The sequence below is a fragment of the Microvirga lotononidis genome (genome assembly GCF_034627025.1).
In the GTDB taxonomy this organism is placed as follows: Bacteria; Pseudomonadota; Alphaproteobacteria; order Rhizobiales; family Beijerinckiaceae; genus Microvirga; species Microvirga lotononidis.
Genome location: NZ_CP141048.1, coordinates 3,105,910 through 3,127,407 on the forward strand (window position 1 = coordinate 3,105,910; position 21,498 = coordinate 3,127,407).

Below are 21,498 nucleotides of genomic sequence, written 5' to 3' on the forward strand. Positions count from 1 at the left end.
CCGTGTAGAACGCTATTCCGAATCCCATGTTAACGCCCGCCCCGAGCGCGACCAAGCCCGACCCGCAGGATCTCCTCGCCTGGTACGACCGTCACCGGCGGGACCTGCCTTGGCGCGCCAAGCCGGGCGTGACGGCCGATCCCTACCGGGTCTGGCTGTCCGAGATCATGCTGCAGCAGACGACCGTGACGGCGGTCAAACCCTATTACCTGAATTTCCTGGAACGCTTCCCGACCGTCGATGCCCTTGCGGAAGCGCCGTCCGAGGCCGTGATGCAGGCCTGGGCGGGGCTCGGCTATTATTCCCGTGCCCGCAACCTCCATGCCTGCGCCAAGGCCGTCGTGGAGAAGCACGGCGGGCGTTTCCCGGGCCGTGAGGCGGAGCTCCTGAAGCTCCCTGGCATCGGTGCCTACACGGCGGCGGCCGTGGCGGCGATCGCGTTCGACGAGAAGGCCGCCGCCGTGGACGGCAACGTGGAGCGGGTCATGTCCCGCATCTTCATGGTCGAGGAGCCGCTGCCCAAGGCCAAGCCCCTGATCCGGTCCCTGACCGAGGCCCTGGTGCCCGAGGACCGGCCGGGCGACTTCGCCCAGGCCGTGATGGATCTCGGCGCCACCATCTGCACACCCAAGCGTCCGGCCTGCGCGCTCTGCCCCTGGATGGTGCCCTGCCGGGCCCGGGCCGAGGGCTTGCAGGAGACCTTCCCGAAGAAGCAGAAGAAGGAGACGGGGCAACTGCGCAAAGGGGCGGCCTTCGTGGTCCTGCGTGCCGACGACACGATCCTGCTCCGCACCCGTCCGCCGCAGGGACTTCTCGGGGGCATGGCCGAGCCGCCGACGAGCGCCTGGGAGCCGAATTACGAGCCCTCCCGCGCCGTGCTCGATGCCCCCATCGAGGCCCGCTGGCAGCGCCTGCCGGGCACGGTGAAGCACGTCTTCACCCATTTCCCGCTGGAGCTCACGGTGCTGTTCGCGAAGGTCGCGAAGGGCACGCCCGCGCCCGACGACATGCGCTGGACGCCGCGCCTTCAGCTGCACGAGGAGGCTTTGCCCGGCGCCATGAAGAAGGTGCTGGCGCACGCATTGGGAGAGATCCCGGGCGGGAAGGCGAAGGCTCCCGCGAAAGACTGATCAGGCGCCCACGAGCGCCTTCTGGTTCTTCTTGAACAATGCCGCCAAGGCATTCGCCACCCGGGCCACGTTGGGGCGGTTCCGGCTGCGCCGGTGCATGACGAGGAAGACGTCTTCGATCAGGTCGCCCTCCGGCTTCGTGATCTGGACGAGGTCCGGATCCGAATCGCCGAGCCAGCAGGGCAGGAAGGCGGCGCCGAGGCCTGCTTTGGCCGCCTGATAGCGGATCGGCATGTCGCCGATTCGCGCCGCGACAGTGCGGCCCTGGGCGAACTCGGCCACGTAGGCTGCCTGGCGGGACAGGGTCGGGTCCTCCGGCGGCGCGATGACCGCCGTGGGATTTTCCGTACGGGCATACATGGCGAAGGCGATCTGGCCGATCTTCCTCGCCACCAGGTCGTCGCTTCCTTCGGGCAGGTTGCGCATCCGCAGGCCGATATCCGCCTCGCCGGACGCGAGGTCGAGCCTGCGGCGAGTGGGGATGTAGGCGATTTCAACGGGTGCGGCCGTTTCGTGCAGCTCGGCCGCGTAGAGGGACAGGAACAGGGTCACCGAGGCGGTGGCGGTGATCCGCACCGGCGCGTCGGGATCGGGCCGGTAGGCCGCCGCTGTCCGCGACACCACGGCGGCCGCGTCGCCCATGGTGTTTGCCGCTTCGAAGATGGCCTGTCCGGCTTCCGTCAGATCGAGGTTGTTGGGCCCTCGCTGAAAGAGGGAGAGACCCAGTGTTTCCTCCAGCACCTTGATCCGCCGCGCGACGGTCGGCTGGCTCTGGCCGAGCGCCTTCGCGGCGCTGTTCATCGATCCATGAGCCACCACGGCGAGAAAGATCCGCAGATCGTCCCAGGACGGTTCGGAGAAGGCGAGGCGGAAGGGATCGAGAGACGAAGAAGCCATGACAGGATGCTAAAGCGTTGGACCGGGTTCGGCATAGGGGGGATGTTCCGGCTAAGGGGACAAGCCGCACCATGGCTCAAGGGCCGTTGTCCCACAGCCTGTCAGGAGAGGGGGAGACCTGTTCAGTTCTGATGAGGGCAATTCCCCCGAACACCCCGCATGTCATCACGGGGCTCGTCCCGGTGATCCCGATCGGAAAGGTGAGGCGCTTCACACGATCGGGATGGCCGGCACAAGGCCGGCCATGACGTGGCGAGTGTCAGCCTGAGCAGCCGAATGCCGTGAAAGAAACCTTCAGCTCAAAGCGGCCTTGGGTTCGAGCCGGCTGACCGCCGGAGAACGAGCAGGCGCATGAAATGCGTTCATCCGCGCCTGGTCTTCGGCATGCGGCTCGCATTGCCAGGGCAGGGCTCCCTCGGGGAGGTACTTGCCCAACGCATCGAGGACGAGCATGGCGACGGTCACCACGGCGACGATGACGATGGCCACCGCTGAGGCCTGGCTCGCAAGGCCCGCTTCCTCGAGATTGTAGAGCACGACGCCGATGGTCTCCGTCCCGGCCGACCAGAGAAGGGCCGAGACCGTGAGTTCGCTGAAGGCGAGCAGGAACGCCATCAATCCGCCCGCGACGGCGGCGGGAAGCAGGGATGGAAGCACGATGCCGAAGAGGCGCTGCGCCAGGCGTGCCCCGTCGATGGCGGCCGCTTCCTCCTGGGCGACATCGGCCTGCGCCATTCCCGCGAGCACGGGCTTCAACGCCACCGAAAGAAAGCGGGCGAGATAGGCGAAGACGATGATCCACGGCGTCGCGTAGAGCGAGACGCGCACGAGCGGCAGCGGCTTCAGGAAGAGCAGAATGCACGCGATGGCCAGCACGATCCCGGGCAGCACATAGGAGATTTCGACGAGAGAGATCGCGAGGATTCGCCATCGTCCCATCAGGCGGATCAATCCATAGGCAACGGGCACGACCGTCAAGGACAGGAGCAGTGCCGCTCCGCCCGCATAAAGCAGCGAGTTCGCGAAGGCGCGGATCGTGACGTCCTGGCGCACCAGCACTTCGACGAAATTGTCGAGCGTGATCGTCGCGATCGACAGCGGCATGCCGTAGGACGGAACGAGGGCCGATGCCATGAGCGACAGGATCGGCAGGAGAAGTGTCGTGGCCAGAACGGCGCCGACGAAGATTTCGGCCGTGATGCGAGCACGGCCGAGAGTCCAGAACGGCTTCAGGGGCGTATCGTCCTCCAGATGCACGCCGCCCCTGCGGGTCAGGACCTGGCTTGCCGCAACGCACACGATGGCGATAGCCGCGACGAGAAGGCCGAGGGCCGACACATCGCCGATCATGCCTGTGCCGAAACTCGACAGGCGCCGGTAGATGAGAACCGGAAGCGTCAGGTAGTTCACAGGAGCGCCGAGAAGCGCCGGGATGCCGAAATTGCCGATCCCGGCCACGAAGGCGAGCAGGGCCGCGCCGACGAGATGCGGGCGCAGCAACGGCAGCAGGTGGTCGGTCAGGATTCCGATGGGCCGCGCGCCGTCGATGCGGGCCGCTTCGACGACGGCAAGCGGAATACGCTTCAGACCCGCGCTCATCACCACATAGACGAGCGGCGCATGATGCAGGCCGAGCACCAGGATGATGCCGCCGCGCCCGAGCATCGGGTTTGCGCTCCCGGCGCCGGGTGCAAGGCCGAGCGCGTTCAGGATCGGGGAGGCGGGACCGGTCAGGTGCAGAAAGGCGAGCGCTATCACCTGGGGCGAGATCATCACCGACAGGACGAAAAGGAACGACGCGATGCGGCGGCCGCGCAGATCGGTGATGCCGAGGATCAGCGCCATGACCGTGCCGAGGGGCAGGGCCAGGAAAGTGGACCAGAGCGCCGTCTCGAATGTCGCGCGGGCCGCGCTTGACGCCGAGCGGCTGGAGAGCGTCGAGAGCATGGCGTCGGGATTGAAGGTGCCGCCGGGAAAGAGGGCGGCGATCAGCAATCGCAGGGCGGGCAGGACGTCGAAGGCGAAGACGAGCAAAGCGACAAGAGCGAGGAGGCCGAAACCTCCCCGCTCCAGGAATGACTTGGTCTGAAAGCGATCTCTCACTGGCCGAAGATGTCGGCGAAGGCCGCCTTGTTCTTGGTCTCGTCCGCGAGCGCCTTGGCCGCGTCGAAGCTCATGACCTTGATCTGCTCGCGCGCCGGATAGCCTTCGGGCAGGGCGACGGCCGGATGGGCCGCGATGTAGCCCTGCTTCAGCGCCAGTTCCTGGCCTTCCTTCGAGAGCAGGAAATCGACGAAGGCGCGGGCGGCATCCGGGTTCTTCGTGCTCTTGAGAATGGCGACGGGTTCCGTCACCGCCGAGACGCCTTCCTTCGGGAACACGAACTCGACAGGAGCGCCCTTGGCTTTCTCGCGGATCGGCATGTAGTCGACGATGACGCCGTAGAGCTTCTGGCCGCCGGCCACCTGCTTGAGCACGTCGCCGTTGCCGCCGCCGGCGACGGCATCGTTGTCCTTGAGCGCCTCGTAGTATTTCCAGCCGCCTTGCATGGTGCCGGTGAGGGTCGCCGCATGGATGAGCGCTGCGCCCGAGGTGAGCGGGCTCGGCATCACGAGCTGACCCTTGACCTCCGGCTTGGTGAGATCCTGCCACGAGGTCGGCTTGAAGGTCGCCTTCGTGTTGTAGGCGATGCCCGTGGTGATCAGCTTGGTGGCGAACCAGAATTTCTGCGGATCATGTGTGCCGGCGGGATAGGCCGACACGTCGGCCTTCTCGTGTGCCAGCAGGCGACCTTCCTTCTTCAGGCCCTCCATGGTGACGCTGTCGGCGATCAGCAGCACGTCGGCCTGGGGCTGGCCCGCCTCGAACTCGGCGCTCAGCTTGGCGAGGATCTTCGGCGTTCCGTCGCGCACGAAGGTGACGTTGACGCCAGGATTCCTGGCCTTGAAGGCGTCGATGGTCTGCTGGGCGTCGGTGTTGGGCTGGCTCGTATAGAGAACGAGGTTGCCGGAGACGCCTTCAGCTTGCGCAAAGGCGGGCATGAGGGCAACGAGCATGGGAAGGAGAATCCGCTTCATGGGCACGGGGCAGTTCCTCGCGATTGGTTCGGCTGTCCCGCGCTAGCGGTCTTGGATGACGCCTCTGTGACGATAGGTTAGTGCGGCAAACGAAAAGGGCCAGCTTTCGGCTGGCCCTCTCGAAAATCCAATTTGTTGCAAAGGTCAAGCGGCCATTTCGGCGCGCACTTTCGACCGGAATTCGTCGATCGAGATGAGCTTTCCGCCACGCTCCACGTTCCAGAAAGTCCAGCCGTTGCAGGAGGGGAAGCCCTGCGTCAGGGCGCCGATCTTGTGGATCGAACCCACGATGGCACCGAGCGCCAGGGTGCCGTCGGCGCGGACCACGGCCTTGTGGCGGCCGCGCTCGTCCACCAGGGTCTCGCCCGCTTTCACGAGCCCCGCCTCGATGAGCGACAGGAACGGCACGCGCACCTCCGTGCGCTTCTCGGGCGCCGTCGCGACCGACACGTCGGAGAGCGGCTCGACGGAGTCGATTCGCGCCCGTGCCGCCTTGGCGTAGGTCGAATCCCGCTCCAGGCCGATGAAGTTGCGGCCCAGCATCTTGGCGACGGCTCCCGTCGTGCCGGAGCCGAAGAAGGGATCGAGCACCACGTCGCCGGGATTGGACGAGGCGAGCAGGATGCGTGCGAGCAGGGCTTCGGGCTTCTGCGTCGGATGCACCTTGCGGCCTTGAGCGTCCTTCAGCCGCTCGTCGCCCGTGCAGATCGGCAGGAACCAGTCCGAGCGCATCTGCACGTCTTCGTTGCCGGCCTTGAGCGCATCGTAATGGAAGGTGTAGCCCTTCGACTCCGCGCTCTTCGAAGCCCAGATCATGGTTTCATGCGCGTTGGTGAAGCGGCGGCCCTTGAAATTCGGCATCGGGTTGGCCTTGCGCCACACGATGTCGTTGAGGATCCAGAAATTGAGATCCTGCAAGGCCGCGCCCACGCGGAAAATGTTGTGATAGGAGCCGATGACCCAGAGCGTCGCGTTCTTCTTCATCACGCGGCGCACGGCGAGAAGCCACGCGCGGGTGAACGCGTCGTAATCGGCAAAGCTCGCGAACTTGTCCCAGTCGTCGTCGACGGCGTCGACGAGGCTCTGGTCCGGGCGCGTCAGCGCCTGTTCGAGCTGGAGATTGTAAGGCGGATCCGCGAAGACCACGTCCACGCTCTCAGCGGGAAGCTTCTCGAGATTGGCGATGCAGTCGCCGAGAAGAATCTCATTGAGAGGAAGAGACGGCGGCAGAACGGAGAGGGGCGGTTTACGCCCCGTCCGAGGAGCCGGCGCAGACCGCCCGGTACGCGAGACATGGATCCGGGAGGCGGCGCCGGCAGCCCCGGTACGCAAGGTACCCATGGGTGATCACCGGTTACGCAACTGACACTCAGGATCATGATCGGATAGGGTAAAGAGGAGGTTTCCAAATGCGAGAAAGTCCAAATATTTTGGATCGGCAAAACTTGCCTACGCATTGAAAATATTGGGATTTTTCGTTAATCAGCGTTAAGGGAGGTTACAGGTCCAGTAACCCTTGGCGCAGGGGTGAGAAACTCAAGCGATGGAACGGGCAAGGGCCCTCGCTGGCGATCACCGTGAGGTGCGCCCTGGTGCTGTAGCCCGCGTTGCTGGCGAAACCATAGGCCGGATAGGCGTTCCCGAGGCGCGCCATCATGCGGTCGCGGACCACCTTCGCCACGATGGACGCCGCCGCGATCGACGCGATGGACGAATCACCCTTGATGACCGCTTCCGTCGCACAGGGCAGGGCGGGCGGATCGTTGCCGTCCACGAAGGCCATGTCGGGCGTGCAGGGCAGGGCGGCGAGGGCCCTGCACATGGCAAGCAGGGAGGCCTGCCGGATGTTGATGGTGTCGATGTCCCGATGCGACACCGACGCGATGCCGACATGCGACGTTGCAAGGATTTCCGCAAACAGCGCCTCGCGCCTGGCGGCCGTCAGGGCCTTCGAATCGGCCAGGCCCTTCGGCACGTTGTCGAGATCGAGCACGACCGCCGCCGACACGACCGGCCCCGCCAGCGGTCCTCGTCCGACCTCGTCGAGGCCGGCGATGCAGGTGAAGCCCTGCGCACGGGCTGAAAGCTCGCGGGCGAGGCCGAGGCCGGTTTTCTGCTTCGGGCGAATCGCTTCTGTCATGCGCGGGATGAAAGCGGGAACACCGGGCGCTGTCATCCCTCATGCGTGAACAGGAGAGTCGCAGGGTTCATCCATCGCGGTCTTGTCACGGTGATCACGATTGTTGAAGCGCAGCGCTTTCCAGAAGCGGGATGGCCGGCACAAGGCCGGCCATGACGTGGCGGGAATGAAACTAGAAAAGACTCAGCTGCCCCGTCTCCTTCGGCGGCACCTGGAACAGGTCCTTGCGCAATCTCAGGTTCCGCTTGTTCAGCCCGAGCCGTTCGGCCGCGGTCTCGAATCGGCGGCCGAGCATCCAGGCATAGGGTCCGATCCCGGATTGGCGGGTGCTCCACTCGGCATCGTAGTCCTTGCCGCCGCGCGCTTCCTGCAGGAGCGTGAAGACGTGCTTGAGCTTGTCCGGATAATGCTCGGCGAGCCAGTCGCGCATCAGGTCCTTGAGATCGTGGGGCAGGCGCAGGAGCACGTAGCCCGCCTCCTCGGCGCCGGCCTCCGTGCAGGCCTTCAGGATCGCCTCGATCTCGTGATCGTTGATCGCCGGGATGATGGGAGCGACGAGGACCGATACCGGGATCCCGGCCTCGGACAGCCTGCGGATCGTGTCCAGGCGCTTCGAGGGAGTCGCCGCGCGCGGCTCCATCCGCCGGGCGAGCTTCGGGTCGAGGGTCGTGACCGAGATCGCCACCTTGGCGAGCTGCCTCGCGGCCATCTGGCTCAGGATGTCGATGTCGCGGGTCACGAGGGCCGATTTCGTCACGATGCCGACCGGATGGTTCATCCGGTTGAGCACTTCCAGGATGGACCGGGTGATGCGGAAGCGCCGCTCGACCGGCTGGTAGGGATCGGTGTTGGAGCCGAGCGCAATCGTCGTGGGCTGGTAATTCGACGCCCGCAGCTCCTTCTCCAGCAGTTCGGCCGCGTTGGGCTTGGCGAAGATCTTGGTCTCGAAATCGAGCCCGGAGGACAAGCCCTGGAAGGCATGGGTGGGCCTCGCGAAGCAGTAGGAGCATCCGTGCTCGCAGCCGCGATAGGGATTGATCGACTTCTCGAACAGGATGTCGGGCGAATCGTTCCTGGTGATGATCGTGCGCGGCTTCTCGACGATGACCTCGGTCGGCAGGGCCGGAAGCTCCTCCTCGAGATCCCAGCCGTCGTCGAAGCTCTCCCGCTGGGCCGGCTCGTAGCGTCCGGACGGATTGGCCGAGGCGCCCCGGCCCCGGCGGCGCTCCACCTCGACCCGGTAGGCCGGATCGTCCATGCGGCGCCGGGCGGCTTCTGCCGCTTCCAGAGGAGTGCGCTTCACCGGCCGGGTGCGGAAGGGATCGCGGGCGGGATCTTTGGCGCGAACGCTCATGGCGGCCTCGAACGAATCTGTGTCGGGAGCCCCAAGCTTAAGAACAAAACAGGAACAAAATCAAGAGCGCATCGTCGAGAATGTCCTCTCGCATCGGACCCGGAAGTGGGGCCGATGCTTCCTCTCTTGGCTGGCGCATCGTCTGGTGCGGCAAACCGCATTCACTTTTCCGCACGAAGCGCTAGCGACGGACGGGACCGGAGCCACTATAGTGTTCATATGATTACCGTTCTCGTTCGCGTATCCCACGGGCCCGAAGCCCTTGCCGCCACCTTGAGCGCCCTCGTTCCGGCCGTCGCCGCCGGCTTGATCGGCGATGCCGTCATTTTGACCGACAGCCAGGACGATGTTCTGGCGGAGGTTGCCGATGCCGCCGGGGCGACTCTGGTGACGGCGCAGCGGGGTTCCTGGATCGAAGGGGCGAAGGTGGCCCGGCGCGACTGGCTGTTGTGCCTCGACGACGGCGACATTCCGCAGGAGGGCTGGATCCGGGTGCTCGACCGGTTCGTGGCGCTCTCCAAGCCCGAGCAGGGGCTTGCCAGAATGCGGCGTCGGCGCGGCGGCGTGGCGAGTGCTCTCACCAATCTCTTCGCGGATTCAAAGGTGCGCGCCGGCGATCTGGTTCACCGCCGGGTGCTGTTGAAAGAGGTAAGGACCCGCATGCCCGTGCGGCTCCAGGCCACCATCGAGCGCGACCCGGTCTTCGGATAATCAGCCTCTCAGCTTTCCCCGCTTCAGATGCTCGTCGAGGCGCGGCATGATCTCGACGAAATTGCACGGCCGGTACCGGTAATCGAGCTGGTTCGCCAGTATTCCGTCCCAGGCATCCTTGCAGGCGCCGGGCGATCCCGGCAGCACGAAGACGAACGTCGTCCCGGCCACGCCTGCGGTTGCCCGCGACTGGATCGTCGAGGTGCCGATCTTGTCGTAGGAGATGCGATGGAAGACGGCGGAGAACCCCTCCATGCGCTTGTCGAAGAGGGGTTCGATGGCCTCCGGCGTCACGTCGCGCCCGGTGAAGCCCGTGCCGCCGGTGGTGATAACCACGTCGACGGTGGAGTCGGCGATCCAGCCCTGCACCCTGTCGCGGATCGCCGCGACGTCGTCGGTCACGATGGCCCTGTCGGCCAGGCGATGTCCTGCTTTCGTGAGCCGCTCGGCCAGCGTCGTGCCGGATTTGTCCTCGTCGAGTGAGCGCGTGTCGGACACGGTCAGCACCGCGATGCCAAGGGGAATGAAGGGGAGCGTGTCGTCGATGCCGGGCATGGAAAGCTCTCGTTTGATCGATATTTCTATCTAGCTCACGGACGTTCAGGCTTCCACGATGTCAGCTAGGACGAAGAGGGAAAAACCAGTCTGTAGCTTCCGGAATGACCCCTCATACGTCATGGCCGGGCTTGTCCCGGCAATCCCGATACGGAGGGGCGCGCCGTTTCAAACAATAGAGATCACCGGCACAAGGCCGGTGATGACGTAAGGAGGATGCAAAGCCTTGCGGATTAAAGCTTCGCCGCCCGGAACGTATCGCAAGCCTGAATCGAGCCGCTTTTCAAACCCGTGGTGAGCCAGCGCATGCGCTGCTCGGAGGAGCCGTGGGTGAAGCTGTCGGGGACCACGCGGCCTTGGCTCTGCTTCTGCAGCCGGTCGTCGCCGATGGCCTCCGCCGCGCGGATCGCCTCTTCGATGTCGCCCTGCTCGAGCGATTGCCAGCGCTGGTTGGAATGGTGCGCCCAGACGCCCGCAAGGCAATCCGCCATCAGCTCGACGCGCACGGAAAGCTGGTTGGCTTCCGAGCGGCCGACTTGCTGCTGGCGCTCCTGGACGCGCGGCAGGATGCCGAGCTGATTCTCCACGTGGTGACCGACCTCGTGGGCCAGCACATAGGCATAGGCGAAATCGCCGCCCGCGCGGAAGCGCTGCTGCATTTCCTGGAAGAAGGAAAGGTCGATGTAGACGGTCTGGTCGAGCGGGCAGTAGAACGGCCCCATGGCCGATTGCGCGCCGCCGCAGCCGGAACGGGTCGCGTCCGAGAACAGCACGAGCTTCGGCGGCTGGTATTGCCGGTTGGCCTGCTGCGGCAGAACCTCCTTCCACACGTCCTCCGTGTTGCCGAGGATGGCGGCGGCGAAGCGGCCGGCCTCGTCCTGCGGCGTGCCCTGGCGTCCCTGCTGTTGCTGCTGATAGCCGGAGCCGCCGCCCGTCATCATCTCGGCGCCGCCGATCAGGATGCGCGGGTCGATGCCGAGCGCCCAGCCGACGAGGCCGAGGATCACGATGGTTCCGATGCCGAGACCACCCGCGCCGCCCATGCCCATGCCGCGACGGTCTTCCACATTGGACGAGGTTCGAAAATCTTCCCAGCGCATGATCCACCTTCAAGGCAGCGGCATCCTCGCCGCAGATGCTTAAGGCTTAAGCATATAAAGCGGTTCCGAGCCGGTCCGCGAGAGCCTTACTCCCGACCGTCGAGAGCCCGACGCAACGCCTGGAAATCCCGCCAGCCGAGCCGCTTCTGCAGGGGCTGGCGCAGCAGATAGGCCGGATGCAGGGTCGGCAATGCCTTCATCTCGCGCCCATCCTCCGTCTTGTAAGTATACCAGCGGCCGCGCGTGCGCAGAATGCCGTCCTTGAGGCCGAGCAGGTTCTGGGCGGCGGGGCCGCCGAGACAGAGCAGGATGTCAGGGGAGGCCAGCTCGATCTGCCGCGCGATGAACGGCTTGCAGATGGCGATTTCCTGCGGGGTCGGGGTGCGGTTGCCCGGCGGACGCCAGGGCACGATGTTGGCGACATAGACCTGGCTCCGGTCGAGCCCGATGGTCGCGAGCATGCGGTCGAGCAGCTGGCCGGAGCGGCCCATGAACGGCTTGCCGATCCGGTCCTCGTCCGCGCCGGGCGCTTCGCCCACCAGCATGACGCGCCCTTCCGGGTTGCCGTCCGCGAAGGCGAGGTTCTTGGCGGAAAATTTCAGGGCGCAGCCGTCGAAGCCCGCGAGGATGGCTTCGAGCTCCTCCAGGGATTGCGCATGACGGGCCTGCTCCCGGGCCATGCTCGCTACCTCCTCCGGAGCGCTCGCGGCCGCCTTCGGCAGGGCGCGGGGGGAGGGGGCGGAGGGAGCAAGCGACGCCTTGGAGGCGGAGCCCTGGGCGCTAGCCTTGGCGGGAGCGCGCTCGGCCTTGGGCTCGGCAAAGCGGTTGTGCGGAGTCTCGTCGAGCGCGAGGTCCACGCCCGCCTCGACGTGAAAGTCGAGGAGCGCCTGGAGAGCGTCGCGGTCGGAAGGGAGATCCTGCATGGGATCTATGTAAGCATTCCGGACCGGCGGAACAACTCGGGCCCGCAAAGAACCGAGGAATTTACCCTACGATATCAGGTCGAACAGCGTCGGGTTTTCGTCGCGTCTGGCGCCTTCGATGGCCAGGAGGCGGCGCTTGGTCGTGGCGCCGCCATTCGCCGAGAAGCCGCCGAGCCCGCCGTTCGCCGCGACGACCCGATGGCAGGGCACGATGACCGCGAAGGGGTTGCGCCCGAGCGCCTGGCCGATGGCCCGGGCGTTGTTGATGCCGAGCCGCGAGGCGATCTCGCCATAGGTCAGCACGCGGCCCGGCGGGATGCCGCGAGCGACTTCGTAGACGCGGCGGTCGAAGTCCGGCAGGCCGTCCATGTCCAGAGGGACCGACGTCAGATCGCGCGCTTCACCCTGGAGCAGGGCGGTCACGTCAGTGACGATGCCCTGGATATCCGTTGGCGGCGAGACTTCGACGATCCCGGGGAAGCGCTTCGCCAGGCGGCTGCGGGTCCCGGAGGCATCGTCTTCGGGGAGCTGGAAGCCGATCACGCCGCGCTCATTCCAGGCGAGGCCGCAGAGCCCGATGGAGGTCTCGAAGAGCGTGAAGAATGCCTGGGGATCGGACGGATGTTTCCGCATGCCCTTTTGTAACCCCCCTATAGCTGTTGAACAACCCGACCCCGCTCTCGCCGTCCCACGAGGCAGACGGATTTCATCGGGTTTTGGCATAACCTTATGCGGAAAGAGAACTTTCAGCTTCGCAGCAATGAAGCTAGGACAGTGGCAGATGAGAATGACTTGAGAAATCGCGAAGATGGTTCATATGTGAACCATGTGCCATTTCGAACGTTGCTGCCGCGTATCAGGAGGAACCCATGTCCGATCTGCCCGCCCGTGAATCGATGGAATTCGACGTTGTCGTCGTGGGCGCGGGTCCGGCCGGTCTCGCCACCGCGATCCGGCTCAAGCAGCAGGCGCTGGAGCAGGGCACGGACATATCGGTGGTCGTGGTCGAGAAGGGCTCCGAGGTCGGTGCGCACATCCTCTCCGGCGCGGTGATCGACCCCATTGGTCTCGATGCCCTCCTGCCCGAGTGGCGCTCCGATCCCGACCGCCCGCTCAAGACGCAAGTCACCACCGACGAGTTCATGTATCTGGGACACGCCGGCGGCGTGACGCTGCCGAACCTGTTCATGCCCAAGCTCATGAACAACCACGGCAACTTCGTCGGCTCGCTTGGCAACGTCGCCCGCTGGCTCGGCCGCAAGGCGGAGGAACTCGGCGTCGAGATCTATCCCGGCTTTCCGGCCTCCGAAGTGCTGGTCGAGGACGGCAAGGTGATGGGCGTCGCCACCGGCGACATGGGCATCAGCCGCAACGGCGAGCCCAACGCCAACTTCACCCGCGGCATGGAGCTGCGCGCCAAGTACACGATCTTCGGGGAGGGCGCGCGCGGGTCGCTGACCAAGCAAATGGTCGAGCGCTTCGGCCTGAACCAGGGCCGCGATCACCAGAAATACGGCATCGGCATCAAGGAACTCTGGCAGGTGCAGCCCGACAAGTTCCGGCCCGGCCTCGTGCGCCATTCCATGGGCTGGCCACTGCCCAACAATGCCGGCGGCGGCTCCTGGCTCTACCATTTCGACGACAACCTGGTCTCGGTCGGCTTCGTGGTGCACCTCAACTACAAGAACCCGACCCTGTCGCCCTTCGAAGAGTTCCAGCGCTTCAAGACGCACCCGATGGTGCGCGACGTGTTCGAGGGCGGAAAACGCATCGGCTACGGGGCGCGCGCCATCATGGAGGGCGGCTGGCAGTCGGTGCCGCGGCTCTCCTTCCCCGGCGGCTGCCTCGTCGGAGACTCCGCCGGGTTCGTGAACGTGCCGCGCATCAAGGGCAGCCATAACGCGATCCTGTCGGGCATGCTCTGCGCCGATCACGTCTTCGCGGCCCTGCAGGCCGGCCGGGCCCATGACGAGGTCGCCGCATACGAGGAATCCTGGCGCGCCTCGCCGATCGGGTACGATCTCAAGCGCGTGCGCAACGTCAAGCCGCTCTGGTCGAAATACGGCACGGCCGCCGGCGTGGCCTTGGGCGGGCTCGACATGTGGTTGACCGAGCTGTTCGGCTGGTCGCCCTTCGGCACCATGAAGCACGGCAAGCCGGATCACGAATGCCTGCTGCCCCTCGATCAGGTGCAACCGATCAAGTACGACCGCCCCGACGGCGTGCTCACCTTCGACAAACTGTCCTCGGTGTTCCTGTCGAACACCAACCACGAGGAGGACCAGCCGCCCCACCTCAAGGTCAAGGACATGGGACTGCAGAAGGCCTCGGAGCTCGGGGTCTATGGCGGTCCCTCGCAGCGCTACTGCCCGGCAGGGGTGTACGAGTGGGTGGAAGGCGAGGGCGGTCCGCGCTACCAGATCAACGCGCAGAACTGCGTGCACTGCAAGACCTGCGATATCAAGGACCCGAACCAGAACATCACCTGGGTCACTCCGGAAGGCGGCGGCGGGCCGAACTACGTCAACATGTGACGCGGCCATCCCCGTCTTTCTTCCTCCAGCCTCATCCTGAGGAGCGACGCAGCTGCGTCTCGAAGGAGGCTCCAGAGAGCACTGGAAACGCCCCGTCCTTCGAGACGGATTGCTGGCGCAATCCCCTTAGGATGAGGGCTCAGGGCGCGTGAATGGAGCGCTCCGCATCCCATCCTCTCTGACGTCATGGCCGCACTCGTTGCGGCCACCCACGTCTTTGCCGCGAGTTGAAGACGTAGGTGGCCCGGTCTGATCCCCGGATCGAGTCCGGGGAGGTGATGACATGAAGAGCATGACTGGGCGAACGTTATGTTCTCACTTTGTTCTTGACAGGACGGATAAGCTTGGCTATATCGTTGTGTATTCCCGCCCGCCGAGGGGCGCGCTCGCGAGGCGTCAGCCAGTGTGGGGCGGGAAGCGGTCCGGTCGTGGGCTTCGCACCCCTGCGGCCGGAGGCCCTTGGCAGCCCTGTGCTGGTCCAAGTCTCAACGCCTAAAAGAACCGCGTGCGAGGCGCCGTCCGGCTCTTCCACTCTCTCAGTCACAGCGAGCCGGGCGACACCACGCACCCTCCCTCGAACCAGACGGCTCGCAGCGCAAGCTGCGGGCCCGATGGTGCTGGCTCTTTGACACAAGCATCGACTCCACCCGCGTCACGGGAGCCGCCGCGCCGCCAAGGCGTGTATGCAGGCACAGGCCCGGCATGACGGGTGTGGCAATCCATCCTCACGACGCTTTTACGGGGCCAGCGGCAATCTTCCCCTTGCGGCCACAGGAGGGAAACGCCATTCTCCGGCCTGATTTGGCGCACATCTCCGCTGTCCAGAGATGCTGCGATGATTGGAGCCGCGCTTCGTGCCCATTTTGAAACTGCCTTTGGCCCGTAAGGGTCTGCCTGCATTGATGCTTTTGGCGGCCGGTCTTCTGACGGCCCCAGCCGTCGCGGCCAACACGGCTCAGGACGAGCCCCTGACGCCGGCCCAGAGCCTCGAAGGGAACTTCCTGTCGGCCTACGTGGCGGGTTCCGCGCGGGATACCGAGGCGGCCACCATCTTCTTCCGCGAGGCGATCCAGGAGGATCCCCGCAACCAGGAGCTCCTGGAGCGGGCCTTCGTGGCGTTCTTGGCCAATGGCTCCATGAGCGAGGCCGTGCGCGCGGCCGAGAAGCTTTCCGCGCAGGATGCCACCAACAACCTGGCGCAGTTCGCTCTCGCGGTCCGCTCCATGAAGAGCCAGAAATACGCCGATGCGCGGACCCGCCTGTCGAAGGGGACGCGCGGGCGTCAGGCTGATCTGACCGCAACGCTTCTCACGGCCTGGACCTATGCCGGCTCCAAGGACGGCAAGCAGGCGCTCGCCACCGTCGACAAGCTCAAGAACGAGCGCGCCTTCGACCAGTTCAGGGAATACCATGCGGCTCTCATCGCGGATGTGGTGGGCAATCCCACGGAGGCCGAGAAGCGCTTCAAGGCGGCCTATGAGAGCGAGCGCAACACCCTGCAGGTGGTGGACGCCTATGGCCGGTTCCTGGCCAAGCGCGGCCGCAAGGACGAGGCCCTGAAGATCTACAAGGCCTTCGACGAGGTGGCGCCGCGCCATCCGATCGTCCGCGCCGCCATGAAGGCGCTCGAGGAGGACAAGCCTCTCCTGCCGCTCGTCACCAATGCGCAGGACGGCGCGGCGGAGCTGCTCTACGGCCTCGGCGTCGTCGGCAACACCCAAGGGGACGAGCTGACCGCCATCATCTATCTGCGGCTCGGCCTCGACCTGAAGCCCGATCATCCGCTGGCCCTCGTGACCCTCGGCGACGTCTATGAGCGCCTGAAGCAATACGACAAGGCCAACGTGATCTTCGAGCGCATTCCCAAGGATTCGCCCGTCCGGCCGAGCGCCGATATCTCCATCGGGCATAATTTCGAGCTGATGGGGCGCGGCGACGACGCGATCGCCCATCTCGAAAAGCTCATGAAGGAGCGCCCGGACGACGTGGAAGTCGTCATGGCGCTGGGCAACGTGCAGCGCTCGCGCAAGAAGTTCGCGGAAGCCGCCGAGACCTACGACAAGGCCATCAAGCTGATCGGCCAGCCGGAGCGCGGCCACTGGATCCTCTACTTCTACCGCGGCACGTCCTACGAGCGCGCGAAGCAGTGGGACAAGGCGGAGGCCGATCTGAAGAAGAGCCTGGACCTCGTCCCCGATGGGCTCCCGGCCGGCAAGGCCCAGGTGATGAACTATCTCGCCTATTCCTGGGTCGACCAGAACATGAACATCGACGAGGCCTTCAAGATGCTCACGAAGGCCGTCGAGCTCGCCCCCCGCGACGGCATGATCATCGACTCGCTCGGCTGGGCCTATTACCGCATGGGCCGCTACGACGACGCCGTGCGGGAGCTGGAGAAGGCCGTCGAGCTGAAGCCCGGCGATCCGACCATCAACGATCACCTGGGCGATGCCTATTGGAGGGTCGGCCGCAAGCTCGAGGCGAAGTTCCAGTGGGACCACGCCAAGAACTCGGATCCCGAGCATGAGGACCTGGTGAAGATCCTCAAGAAGATCGACAACGGCCTCGAAGAGGACCCTAAGCCGGCCGCCGCCGAGAACGCGCCTCCGCCGCAGCCGGAAGCGCCGAAGCAGAACGGCGGCTAAGGCCTTCCAACATCCTTTCGTTCTGTTATGGCCGGCCCTGTGCCGGCCATTTGGCTTTCATGGGCTCGGTGAAGTCCCCTTCCCAAGGGCCCCGCTCTCGGGCATGGAGACGCCATGCCCCAGCCGCTCGCCACCCGTGCTCCCGCCAAGATCAACCTGACGCTCCACGTGCTCGGGCGGCGCGCCGATGGTTATCATGAGCTGGAGAGCCTCGTGGCCTTTGCCGGCACGGGCGACGATCTGCGATTGGAGCCCGCGGCGGATCTGGCGCTCGAAGTCGGCGGTCCGACGGCCTCTCTCGCCGGCAACGATGCCGACAATCTCGTCCTGAAGGCTGCGCGCCTTCTGGCGGACCACGTGGAGGGCCTGCGGCTCGGCACCTTCCATTTGACGAAGCGTCTGCCGGTGGCCGCCGGCATCGGTGGCGGTTCTTCCGATGCCGCCGCCGCCCTGCGGCTCCTGGCCCGCCTCAACGGATTGCCGCTCTCCGATCCGGCTTTGCGCGAGGCCGCCCGTCTGACCGGCGCCGACGTGCCGGTCTGCCTGGAGCCCAAGGCGCGCATGATGCGCGGAGTGGGCGAGGAGCTCGGGGAACCGCTGAACCTGCCGCGCCTGTTCGCCGTGCTGGTGAACCCGCGCGTGCCGGTCGAGACGCCGGCGGTGTTCAAGGCGCTCGGGCTGCAGCCCGGGCAGCGTCTCCCGGGTGCGGAACACCCGATCGTCGAGCGAGGTTCGCTCCTCGATACGCTCAAGGCCGCGCGCAACGATCTCGAACCGCCCGCGCTGCGCATTCAGCCCCTGATCGGCGAAGCGCTCGGCCTGCTCCGGCAGACTGCAGGCTGCCGCCTGGCGCGGATGTCAGGATCGGGCGCGACGGTGTTCGGGCTCTACGTCGATTGCGCGGCGGCCGCCGAGGCGGCGAAGGACATCAGGCGCGCACGGCCAGGCTGGTGGGTGAAGGATACTCTATTGCGATAAATATGTCTCTGTCGTCCCAAAGAAGCGAGACGACGTTGCTCTGATCCCCCGCATCGCATATGTAACGTTATATTTTTTTGAAAATGCGGAGGCTTCTCGTGACACTGTCCTTCAATCTCCAGTCCCTGACGCTCTTCACAAGCGCGAATCTGATTTCCCGCGTCTCGACCGGATCGGATGGTGGGCAGCTGACGAGGGATAGTCTCATCTCCCTCTGGAGTCCGGATGGGCGTTCCATCGCATTCCTGAACATTGATGCCGCAAGCAATTATCAGGTTTTCATCAAGGATCTGCAGACTGGCTTCACGCGATCGGTCTCCGCGAACGAAGGAGGAGGCTTGGGAGACGGTGCTACATACGCCGCCCAATTCAGTGACAACGGGCGTTTTCTTGTTCTTCTCAGTAACGCAACCAACCTGGTCTCAGGCGATACCAATGGCCAGATCGACGTCTTCATAAAGGACCTTGTGACGAATGCCGTCACACGGGTCTCGGTCGCCGCTGACGGCTCGCAGATCGCTCAGGGCGGCAGTGTGGGATTGGGGCGATCTCTGACTGCGGATGGCCATTTCTTGGTCTTCTCTAGCAGAGGAACAAACCTGGTCGGATCTGACACGAACTCATCCCAAGATGTGTTCTTGAAGGATCTTCAGACGGGCGCCATCCACCGTGTGTCGACCAACTCCGCCGGAGCGCAAGCGGACTCACGAGGCGAAAACGCGACCATTAGCGCCGATGGGCGCTACGTGGCTTTCGAAAGCAATTCCACTGACCTTGTCGCCGGAGGCACGGATGGCGGTCGCTATCTCTTTCTGAAGGATCTCCAGACGGGTGCAACGACGCGGATCGACTCCCGGCTGGACGGAAGCGATGGCGGGCAGAGCATCAACGCAAGTTTCAGCGCCAATGGACGCTACATCGTTTTTGAAAGTACCGGAGCCAACTTGGTGTCCGGTGACAACAACGGCACAAGGGACATTTTCCGGAAGGACCTGCTGACCGGCGCGATCATCCGTGTCTCGACGAAGGCGGATGGCACAGATGCCCATGGAGTAAGCACTAATGCAGCCATCAGTCCGGACGGGCGCTATGTCACGTTTGCAAGCAGTGCTTCCGATCTCGTTGCCGGCGATACGAACGGCAAAACCGACTGCTTCCGCAAGGACCTCGTAACGGGTGAGATCGTTCGCCTCTCCGTCACGGCGCAAGGTCAGGAGGCGATTGCTGGCGATAGTGGCTATGGCAGCTTCAGCGCCGATGGCCGCTACATCACATTCACCAGTGCTGCGACGAATCTCGTTGCCGGCGATACCAACGGAGTCTTCGACACCTTCGTCGTCGACACCGCGCTCATCCCGCATCGACAGGCGATTCTCGAAGGGCGTTATATCGAGGGTAGGTTCCAGGTCGGCACGGCCTCGAAGGTCAGCATCGCCTGGGGCGACGGCACGGCCGATATTCTGACACCCACGGGAGGGGTGGTATCTTTCGGGCACGCCTACGCCTCGGTCGGACTGAAGAATGCCGTCGTCACCGTGAGCGAAGGTTCCCTCACCTGGGTTCGGTCTTACACCGTGGAACTCGCGACGGGACAGATGAGTGCGGCCGGTACGGCCGATAGCCTGACCGGCGGCTCGGCGGCTGACATCCTCGTCGGCGATGCCTTCGCCAGCATCATAAAGGGCAATGGCGGCAAGGACAGACTCTTGGGTGATGCAGGCAACGACACCCTTTGGGGCGGCGCCGGTAACGATACCCTGACGGGAGGCACGGGCCAGGACGTGTTCGTGTTCGATCTGAAGCCGCACAGGACTTCCAACCTCGACAAGATTGCCGACTTCAACGTGAAGGACGATTCGATCTGGCTCGATAACAAAGTGTTCAAGGTCGGCAAAGGCACGCTCTCGAAGCCCGGCAAGCTCAGCAAGAACGCATTCTACAAGGGGGCGGCGGCGCACGACTCGGACGACCGCATCATCTATGACCCCAAGAAGGGTGTGCTGTACTACGACGCGGATGGAAACGGCGCTGGGGCGGCCGTCAAGATCGCCTCTCTGTCACAGAAACTGAAGATGACGGCAGCGGACTTCTTCGTGATCTGACGATGCAGAACATAGAGGCGGCCGCAACCGGCAGCCGCCTCTGGACCAATCTACAAGGTAATCGATTCGGCAGCTTACCACGCCGGAATGATGGCGCCCTTGAAGCGCTCTTCCAGGAACTTGGCGACTTCCGGGGACTGGTAGGATTCCACGAAGGTCTTGATCTCCGGGCGGTTCTCGTCGCCCTGACGGGCCGCGACGAAGTTGGCGTAAGGATTGCCCTCGCGCTTCTCGACCGCGATCGTGTCCTTGCGGATGTCGAGGCCGGCATTGATGGCGTGGTCGGTGTTGATCACGGCCGCGTCCAGATCGGGCAGGGCGCGGGGGAGCTGCGCGGCGTCGAGTTCCGAGAACCGGACGTCCTTCGGGTTCTCGGCGATGTCGAGCAGGCTCGGCGACAGGCCCTGGCCCTCCTTGATCTTGATCACGCCCTGGGCGGCAAGCAGGTTGAGCGCGCGGCCGCCGTTGCTCGGGTCGTTCGGGATGCCGATCTTGGCGCCCTTCGGAAGGTCGGCGACGGTTTTCACCTTGGTGGAGTACAGGCCGATGGGCTGGACGAAGGTGAAGCCCACGGGGACGATCTTGTAGCCGCGGGCGGCGATCTGGGCATCGAGATAGGGCTTGTGCTGGAAGGCGTTGGCATCGAGGTCCTTGCGCTCCAGCGCCTCGTTGACGAGGGCGTAATCCGAGAAGGGCACGAGCTCGACATTGAGGCCCTTGCCGGCCGCCACCTTCTTGACGACCTGCGCGACCTCTTCCTCGGCGCCGGACATGACGCCGACCTTGATGCTCTTCTGCTGGGCAGCGGCCGGCAGCGCGGCGGCTACGACGGCACCGAGCGCGAAGGTCGCGGACAGGAGGCTGCGACGGGTGAAAACGGACATGGGATGACCTTTCAGGCAAAGTGTATCGGGCTTCAACTCGAAGCCGGACATGTGGTTCGGAAGGAAGAGAGGATCAGGCCGCGAGGCGACAACAACGCTCAGCCAGCCAGGGCTGGGACATGGATACCGTCATGGAAGTCAGGCGCGTCATGGCCGTTCGATCCTCGTGAACCACGAGGCGGAAGCCGCTCGTGGCGCTTTAGCCTTTGATCACGCGGGGCAAGCTGCTCGTCTCAAATCACCGCGGCCGCGAGGGGTTGCGACCGCCTCGAGACGAGATCGTTCTACCGCTGCCGAATTTTATGTCAATCGAATTGTTCTGTAAAAAGAACAGAGCTGTCATGCGCGGAAGGGGCGGTCGGCTGGCCGCTGTCACGCGATCCTGGAAACCCTCGGCCGTTCGGTCTAATGGCGGATCAAAAACGAAACATTATAAAATAAAACAGGATTCGGCCGACAGGCTTGCTG

General features: G+C 64.8%; 17 protein-coding genes. 6 read left to right on the plus strand and 11 right to left on the minus strand.

All coding sequences use genetic code 11. The annotated features are described in order from the left end of the window. Positions 1–26 precede the first annotated feature (26 nt). Positions 27–1,130, plus strand: coding sequence for an A/G-specific adenine glycosylase (gene mutY / locus U0023_RS14750; RefSeq protein WP_009764745.1), 1,104 nt, complete (start codon positions 27–29; stop codon positions 1,128–1,130). Here mutY and U0023_RS14755 read toward each other — a convergent pair whose 3' ends face one another. The 6 genes from U0023_RS14755 to U0023_RS14780 form a co-directional block, all read right to left on the minus strand. Next, positions 1,131–2,027: a LysR family transcriptional regulator gene (locus U0023_RS14755; protein WP_009764746.1), complete on the minus strand. Its 897-nt coding sequence runs from the start codon at positions 2,025–2,027 to the stop codon at positions 1,131–1,133. It abuts the gene before it with no gap. A gap of 294 nt (positions 2,028–2,321) precedes the next feature. Beyond that, on the minus strand, positions 2,322–4,130 hold the full coding sequence (locus U0023_RS14760) for an ABC transporter permease (protein ID WP_009764747.1): 1,809 nt from the start codon (positions 4,128–4,130) through the stop codon (positions 2,322–2,324). Beyond that, positions 4,127–5,104 (minus strand): ABC transporter substrate-binding protein, encoded by a 978-nt coding sequence (locus tag U0023_RS14765; protein WP_040639356.1) that lies wholly within the window; start codon positions 5,102–5,104, stop codon positions 4,127–4,129. The genes U0023_RS14760 and U0023_RS14765 overlap by 4 nt, the downstream gene beginning before the upstream one ends. 144 nt (positions 5,105–5,248) lie before the next feature. Beyond that, positions 5,249–6,445, minus strand: coding sequence for a site-specific DNA-methyltransferase (locus tag U0023_RS14770; RefSeq protein WP_009764749.1), 1,197 nt, complete (start codon positions 6,443–6,445; stop codon positions 5,249–5,251). Positions 6,446–6,602: 157 nt separating this feature from the next. Continuing rightward, positions 6,603–7,244, minus strand: coding sequence for a ribonuclease HII (locus tag U0023_RS14775; protein WP_040639703.1), 642 nt, complete (start codon positions 7,242–7,244; stop codon positions 6,603–6,605). 172 nt (positions 7,245–7,416) lie between these two features. Then, positions 7,417–8,502 carry a PA0069 family radical SAM protein gene (locus tag U0023_RS14780; RefSeq protein WP_040639704.1) on the minus strand — a complete coding sequence of 362 codons (1,086 nt, stop codon included), beginning with the start codon at positions 8,500–8,502 and terminating at the stop codon, positions 7,417–7,419. A gap of 315 nt (positions 8,503–8,817) precedes the next feature. Here U0023_RS14780 and U0023_RS14785 point away from each other — a divergent pair, with 315 nt between their 5' ends. Next, complete coding sequence (locus U0023_RS14785) at positions 8,818–9,309, plus strand: glycosyltransferase family 2 protein (RefSeq protein WP_040639357.1); 492 nt, start codon at positions 8,818–8,820, stop codon at positions 9,307–9,309. Here the strand turns inward: U0023_RS14785 and moaB are convergent, their stop codons facing one another. The 4 genes from moaB to U0023_RS14805 form a co-directional block, all read right to left on the minus strand. Then, entirely contained in the window at positions 9,310–9,864 is a 555-nt protein-coding gene (gene moaB / locus U0023_RS14790) for a molybdenum cofactor biosynthesis protein B (protein WP_009764753.1), read from the minus strand. It lies immediately after the preceding gene. A 233-nt stretch (positions 9,865–10,097) separates the two neighbouring features. Further along, positions 10,098–10,964, minus strand: coding sequence for a KPN_02809 family neutral zinc metallopeptidase (gene ypfJ / locus U0023_RS14795; protein WP_009764754.1), 867 nt, complete (start codon positions 10,962–10,964; stop codon positions 10,098–10,100). 86 nt (positions 10,965–11,050) lie between these two features. Beyond that, positions 11,051–11,887 carry a uracil-DNA glycosylase gene (locus U0023_RS14800; protein WP_009764755.1) on the minus strand — a complete coding sequence of 279 codons (837 nt, stop codon included), beginning with the start codon at positions 11,885–11,887 and terminating at the stop codon, positions 11,051–11,053. Positions 11,888–11,953: 66 nt separating this feature from the next. After that, positions 11,954–12,520 (minus strand): methylated-DNA--[protein]-cysteine S-methyltransferase, encoded by a 567-nt coding sequence (locus tag U0023_RS14805; protein WP_009764756.1) that lies wholly within the window; start codon positions 12,518–12,520, stop codon positions 11,954–11,956. Positions 12,521–12,756: 236 nt separating this feature from the next. On the opposite strand from U0023_RS14805, the gene U0023_RS14810 reads away from it, so the two are divergent. From U0023_RS14810 to U0023_RS14825, 4 genes are all read left to right on the plus strand, one after another. Then, positions 12,757–14,421 carry an electron transfer flavoprotein-ubiquinone oxidoreductase gene (locus U0023_RS14810; protein WP_009764757.1) on the plus strand — a complete coding sequence of 555 codons (1,665 nt, stop codon included), beginning with the start codon at positions 12,757–12,759 and terminating at the stop codon, positions 14,419–14,421. A gap of 902 nt (positions 14,422–15,323) precedes the next feature. Further along, positions 15,324–17,066 (plus strand): tetratricopeptide repeat protein, encoded by a 1,743-nt coding sequence (locus tag U0023_RS14815; RefSeq protein WP_052600702.1) that lies wholly within the window; start codon positions 15,324–15,326, stop codon positions 17,064–17,066. Positions 17,067–17,180: 114 nt separating this feature from the next. Next, positions 17,181–18,044: a 4-(cytidine 5'-diphospho)-2-C-methyl-D-erythritol kinase gene (locus U0023_RS14820; RefSeq protein WP_009764759.1), complete on the plus strand. Its 864-nt coding sequence runs from the start codon at positions 17,181–17,183 to the stop codon at positions 18,042–18,044. Positions 18,045–18,142: 98 nt separating this feature from the next. Beyond that, positions 18,143–20,146 carry a PD40 domain-containing protein gene (locus U0023_RS14825; RefSeq protein WP_009764760.1) on the plus strand — a complete coding sequence of 668 codons (2,004 nt, stop codon included), beginning with the start codon at positions 18,143–18,145 and terminating at the stop codon, positions 20,144–20,146. Positions 20,147–20,220: 74 nt separating this feature from the next. Here U0023_RS14825 and U0023_RS14830 read toward each other — a convergent pair whose 3' ends face one another. Continuing rightward, entirely contained in the window at positions 20,221–21,030 is an 810-nt protein-coding gene (locus tag U0023_RS14830) for a MetQ/NlpA family ABC transporter substrate-binding protein (protein WP_040639707.1), read from the minus strand. Positions 21,031–21,498 lie beyond the last annotated feature (468 nt).

Coding starts and splice junctions, on each gene's coding strand:
- mutY (WP_009764745.1), top strand. CDS start 27: ATGTTAACGCCCGCCCCGAGCGCGACCAAGCCCGACCCGCAGGATCTC.
- U0023_RS14755 (WP_009764746.1), bottom strand. CDS start 2,027: ATGGCTTCTTCGTCTCTCGATCCCTTCCGCCTCGCCTTCTCCGAACCG.
- U0023_RS14765 (WP_040639356.1), bottom strand. CDS start 5,104: ATGAAGCGGATTCTCCTTCCCATGCTCGTTGCCCTCATGCCCGCCTTT.
- U0023_RS14770 (WP_009764749.1), bottom strand. CDS start 6,445: ATGGGTACCTTGCGTACCGGGGCTGCCGGCGCCGCCTCCCGGATCCAT.
- U0023_RS14775 (WP_040639703.1), bottom strand. CDS start 7,244: ATGACAGAAGCGATTCGCCCGAAGCAGAAAACCGGCCTCGGCCTCGCC.
- U0023_RS14780 (WP_040639704.1), bottom strand. CDS start 8,502: ATGGACGATCCGGCCTACCGGGTCGAGGTGGAGCGCCGCCGGGGCCGG.
- U0023_RS14785 (WP_040639357.1), top strand. CDS start 8,818: ATGATTACCGTTCTCGTTCGCGTATCCCACGGGCCCGAAGCCCTTGCC.
- moaB (WP_009764753.1), bottom strand. CDS start 9,864: ATGCCCGGCATCGACGACACGCTCCCCTTCATTCCCCTTGGCATCGCG.
- ypfJ (WP_009764754.1), bottom strand. CDS start 10,964: ATGCGCTGGGAAGATTTTCGAACCTCGTCCAATGTGGAAGACCGTCGC.
- U0023_RS14800 (WP_009764755.1), bottom strand. CDS start 11,887: ATGCAGGATCTCCCTTCCGACCGCGACGCTCTCCAGGCGCTCCTCGAC.
- U0023_RS14805 (WP_009764756.1), bottom strand. CDS start 12,520: ATGCGGAAACATCCGTCCGATCCCCAGGCATTCTTCACGCTCTTCGAG.
- U0023_RS14810 (WP_009764757.1), top strand. CDS start 12,757: ATGTCCGATCTGCCCGCCCGTGAATCGATGGAATTCGACGTTGTCGTC.
- U0023_RS14815 (WP_052600702.1), top strand. CDS start 15,324: ATGCTTTTGGCGGCCGGTCTTCTGACGGCCCCAGCCGTCGCGGCCAAC.
- U0023_RS14820 (WP_009764759.1), top strand. CDS start 17,181: ATGCCCCAGCCGCTCGCCACCCGTGCTCCCGCCAAGATCAACCTGACG.
- U0023_RS14830 (WP_040639707.1), bottom strand. CDS start 21,030: ATGTCCGTTTTCACCCGTCGCAGCCTCCTGTCCGCGACCTTCGCGCTC.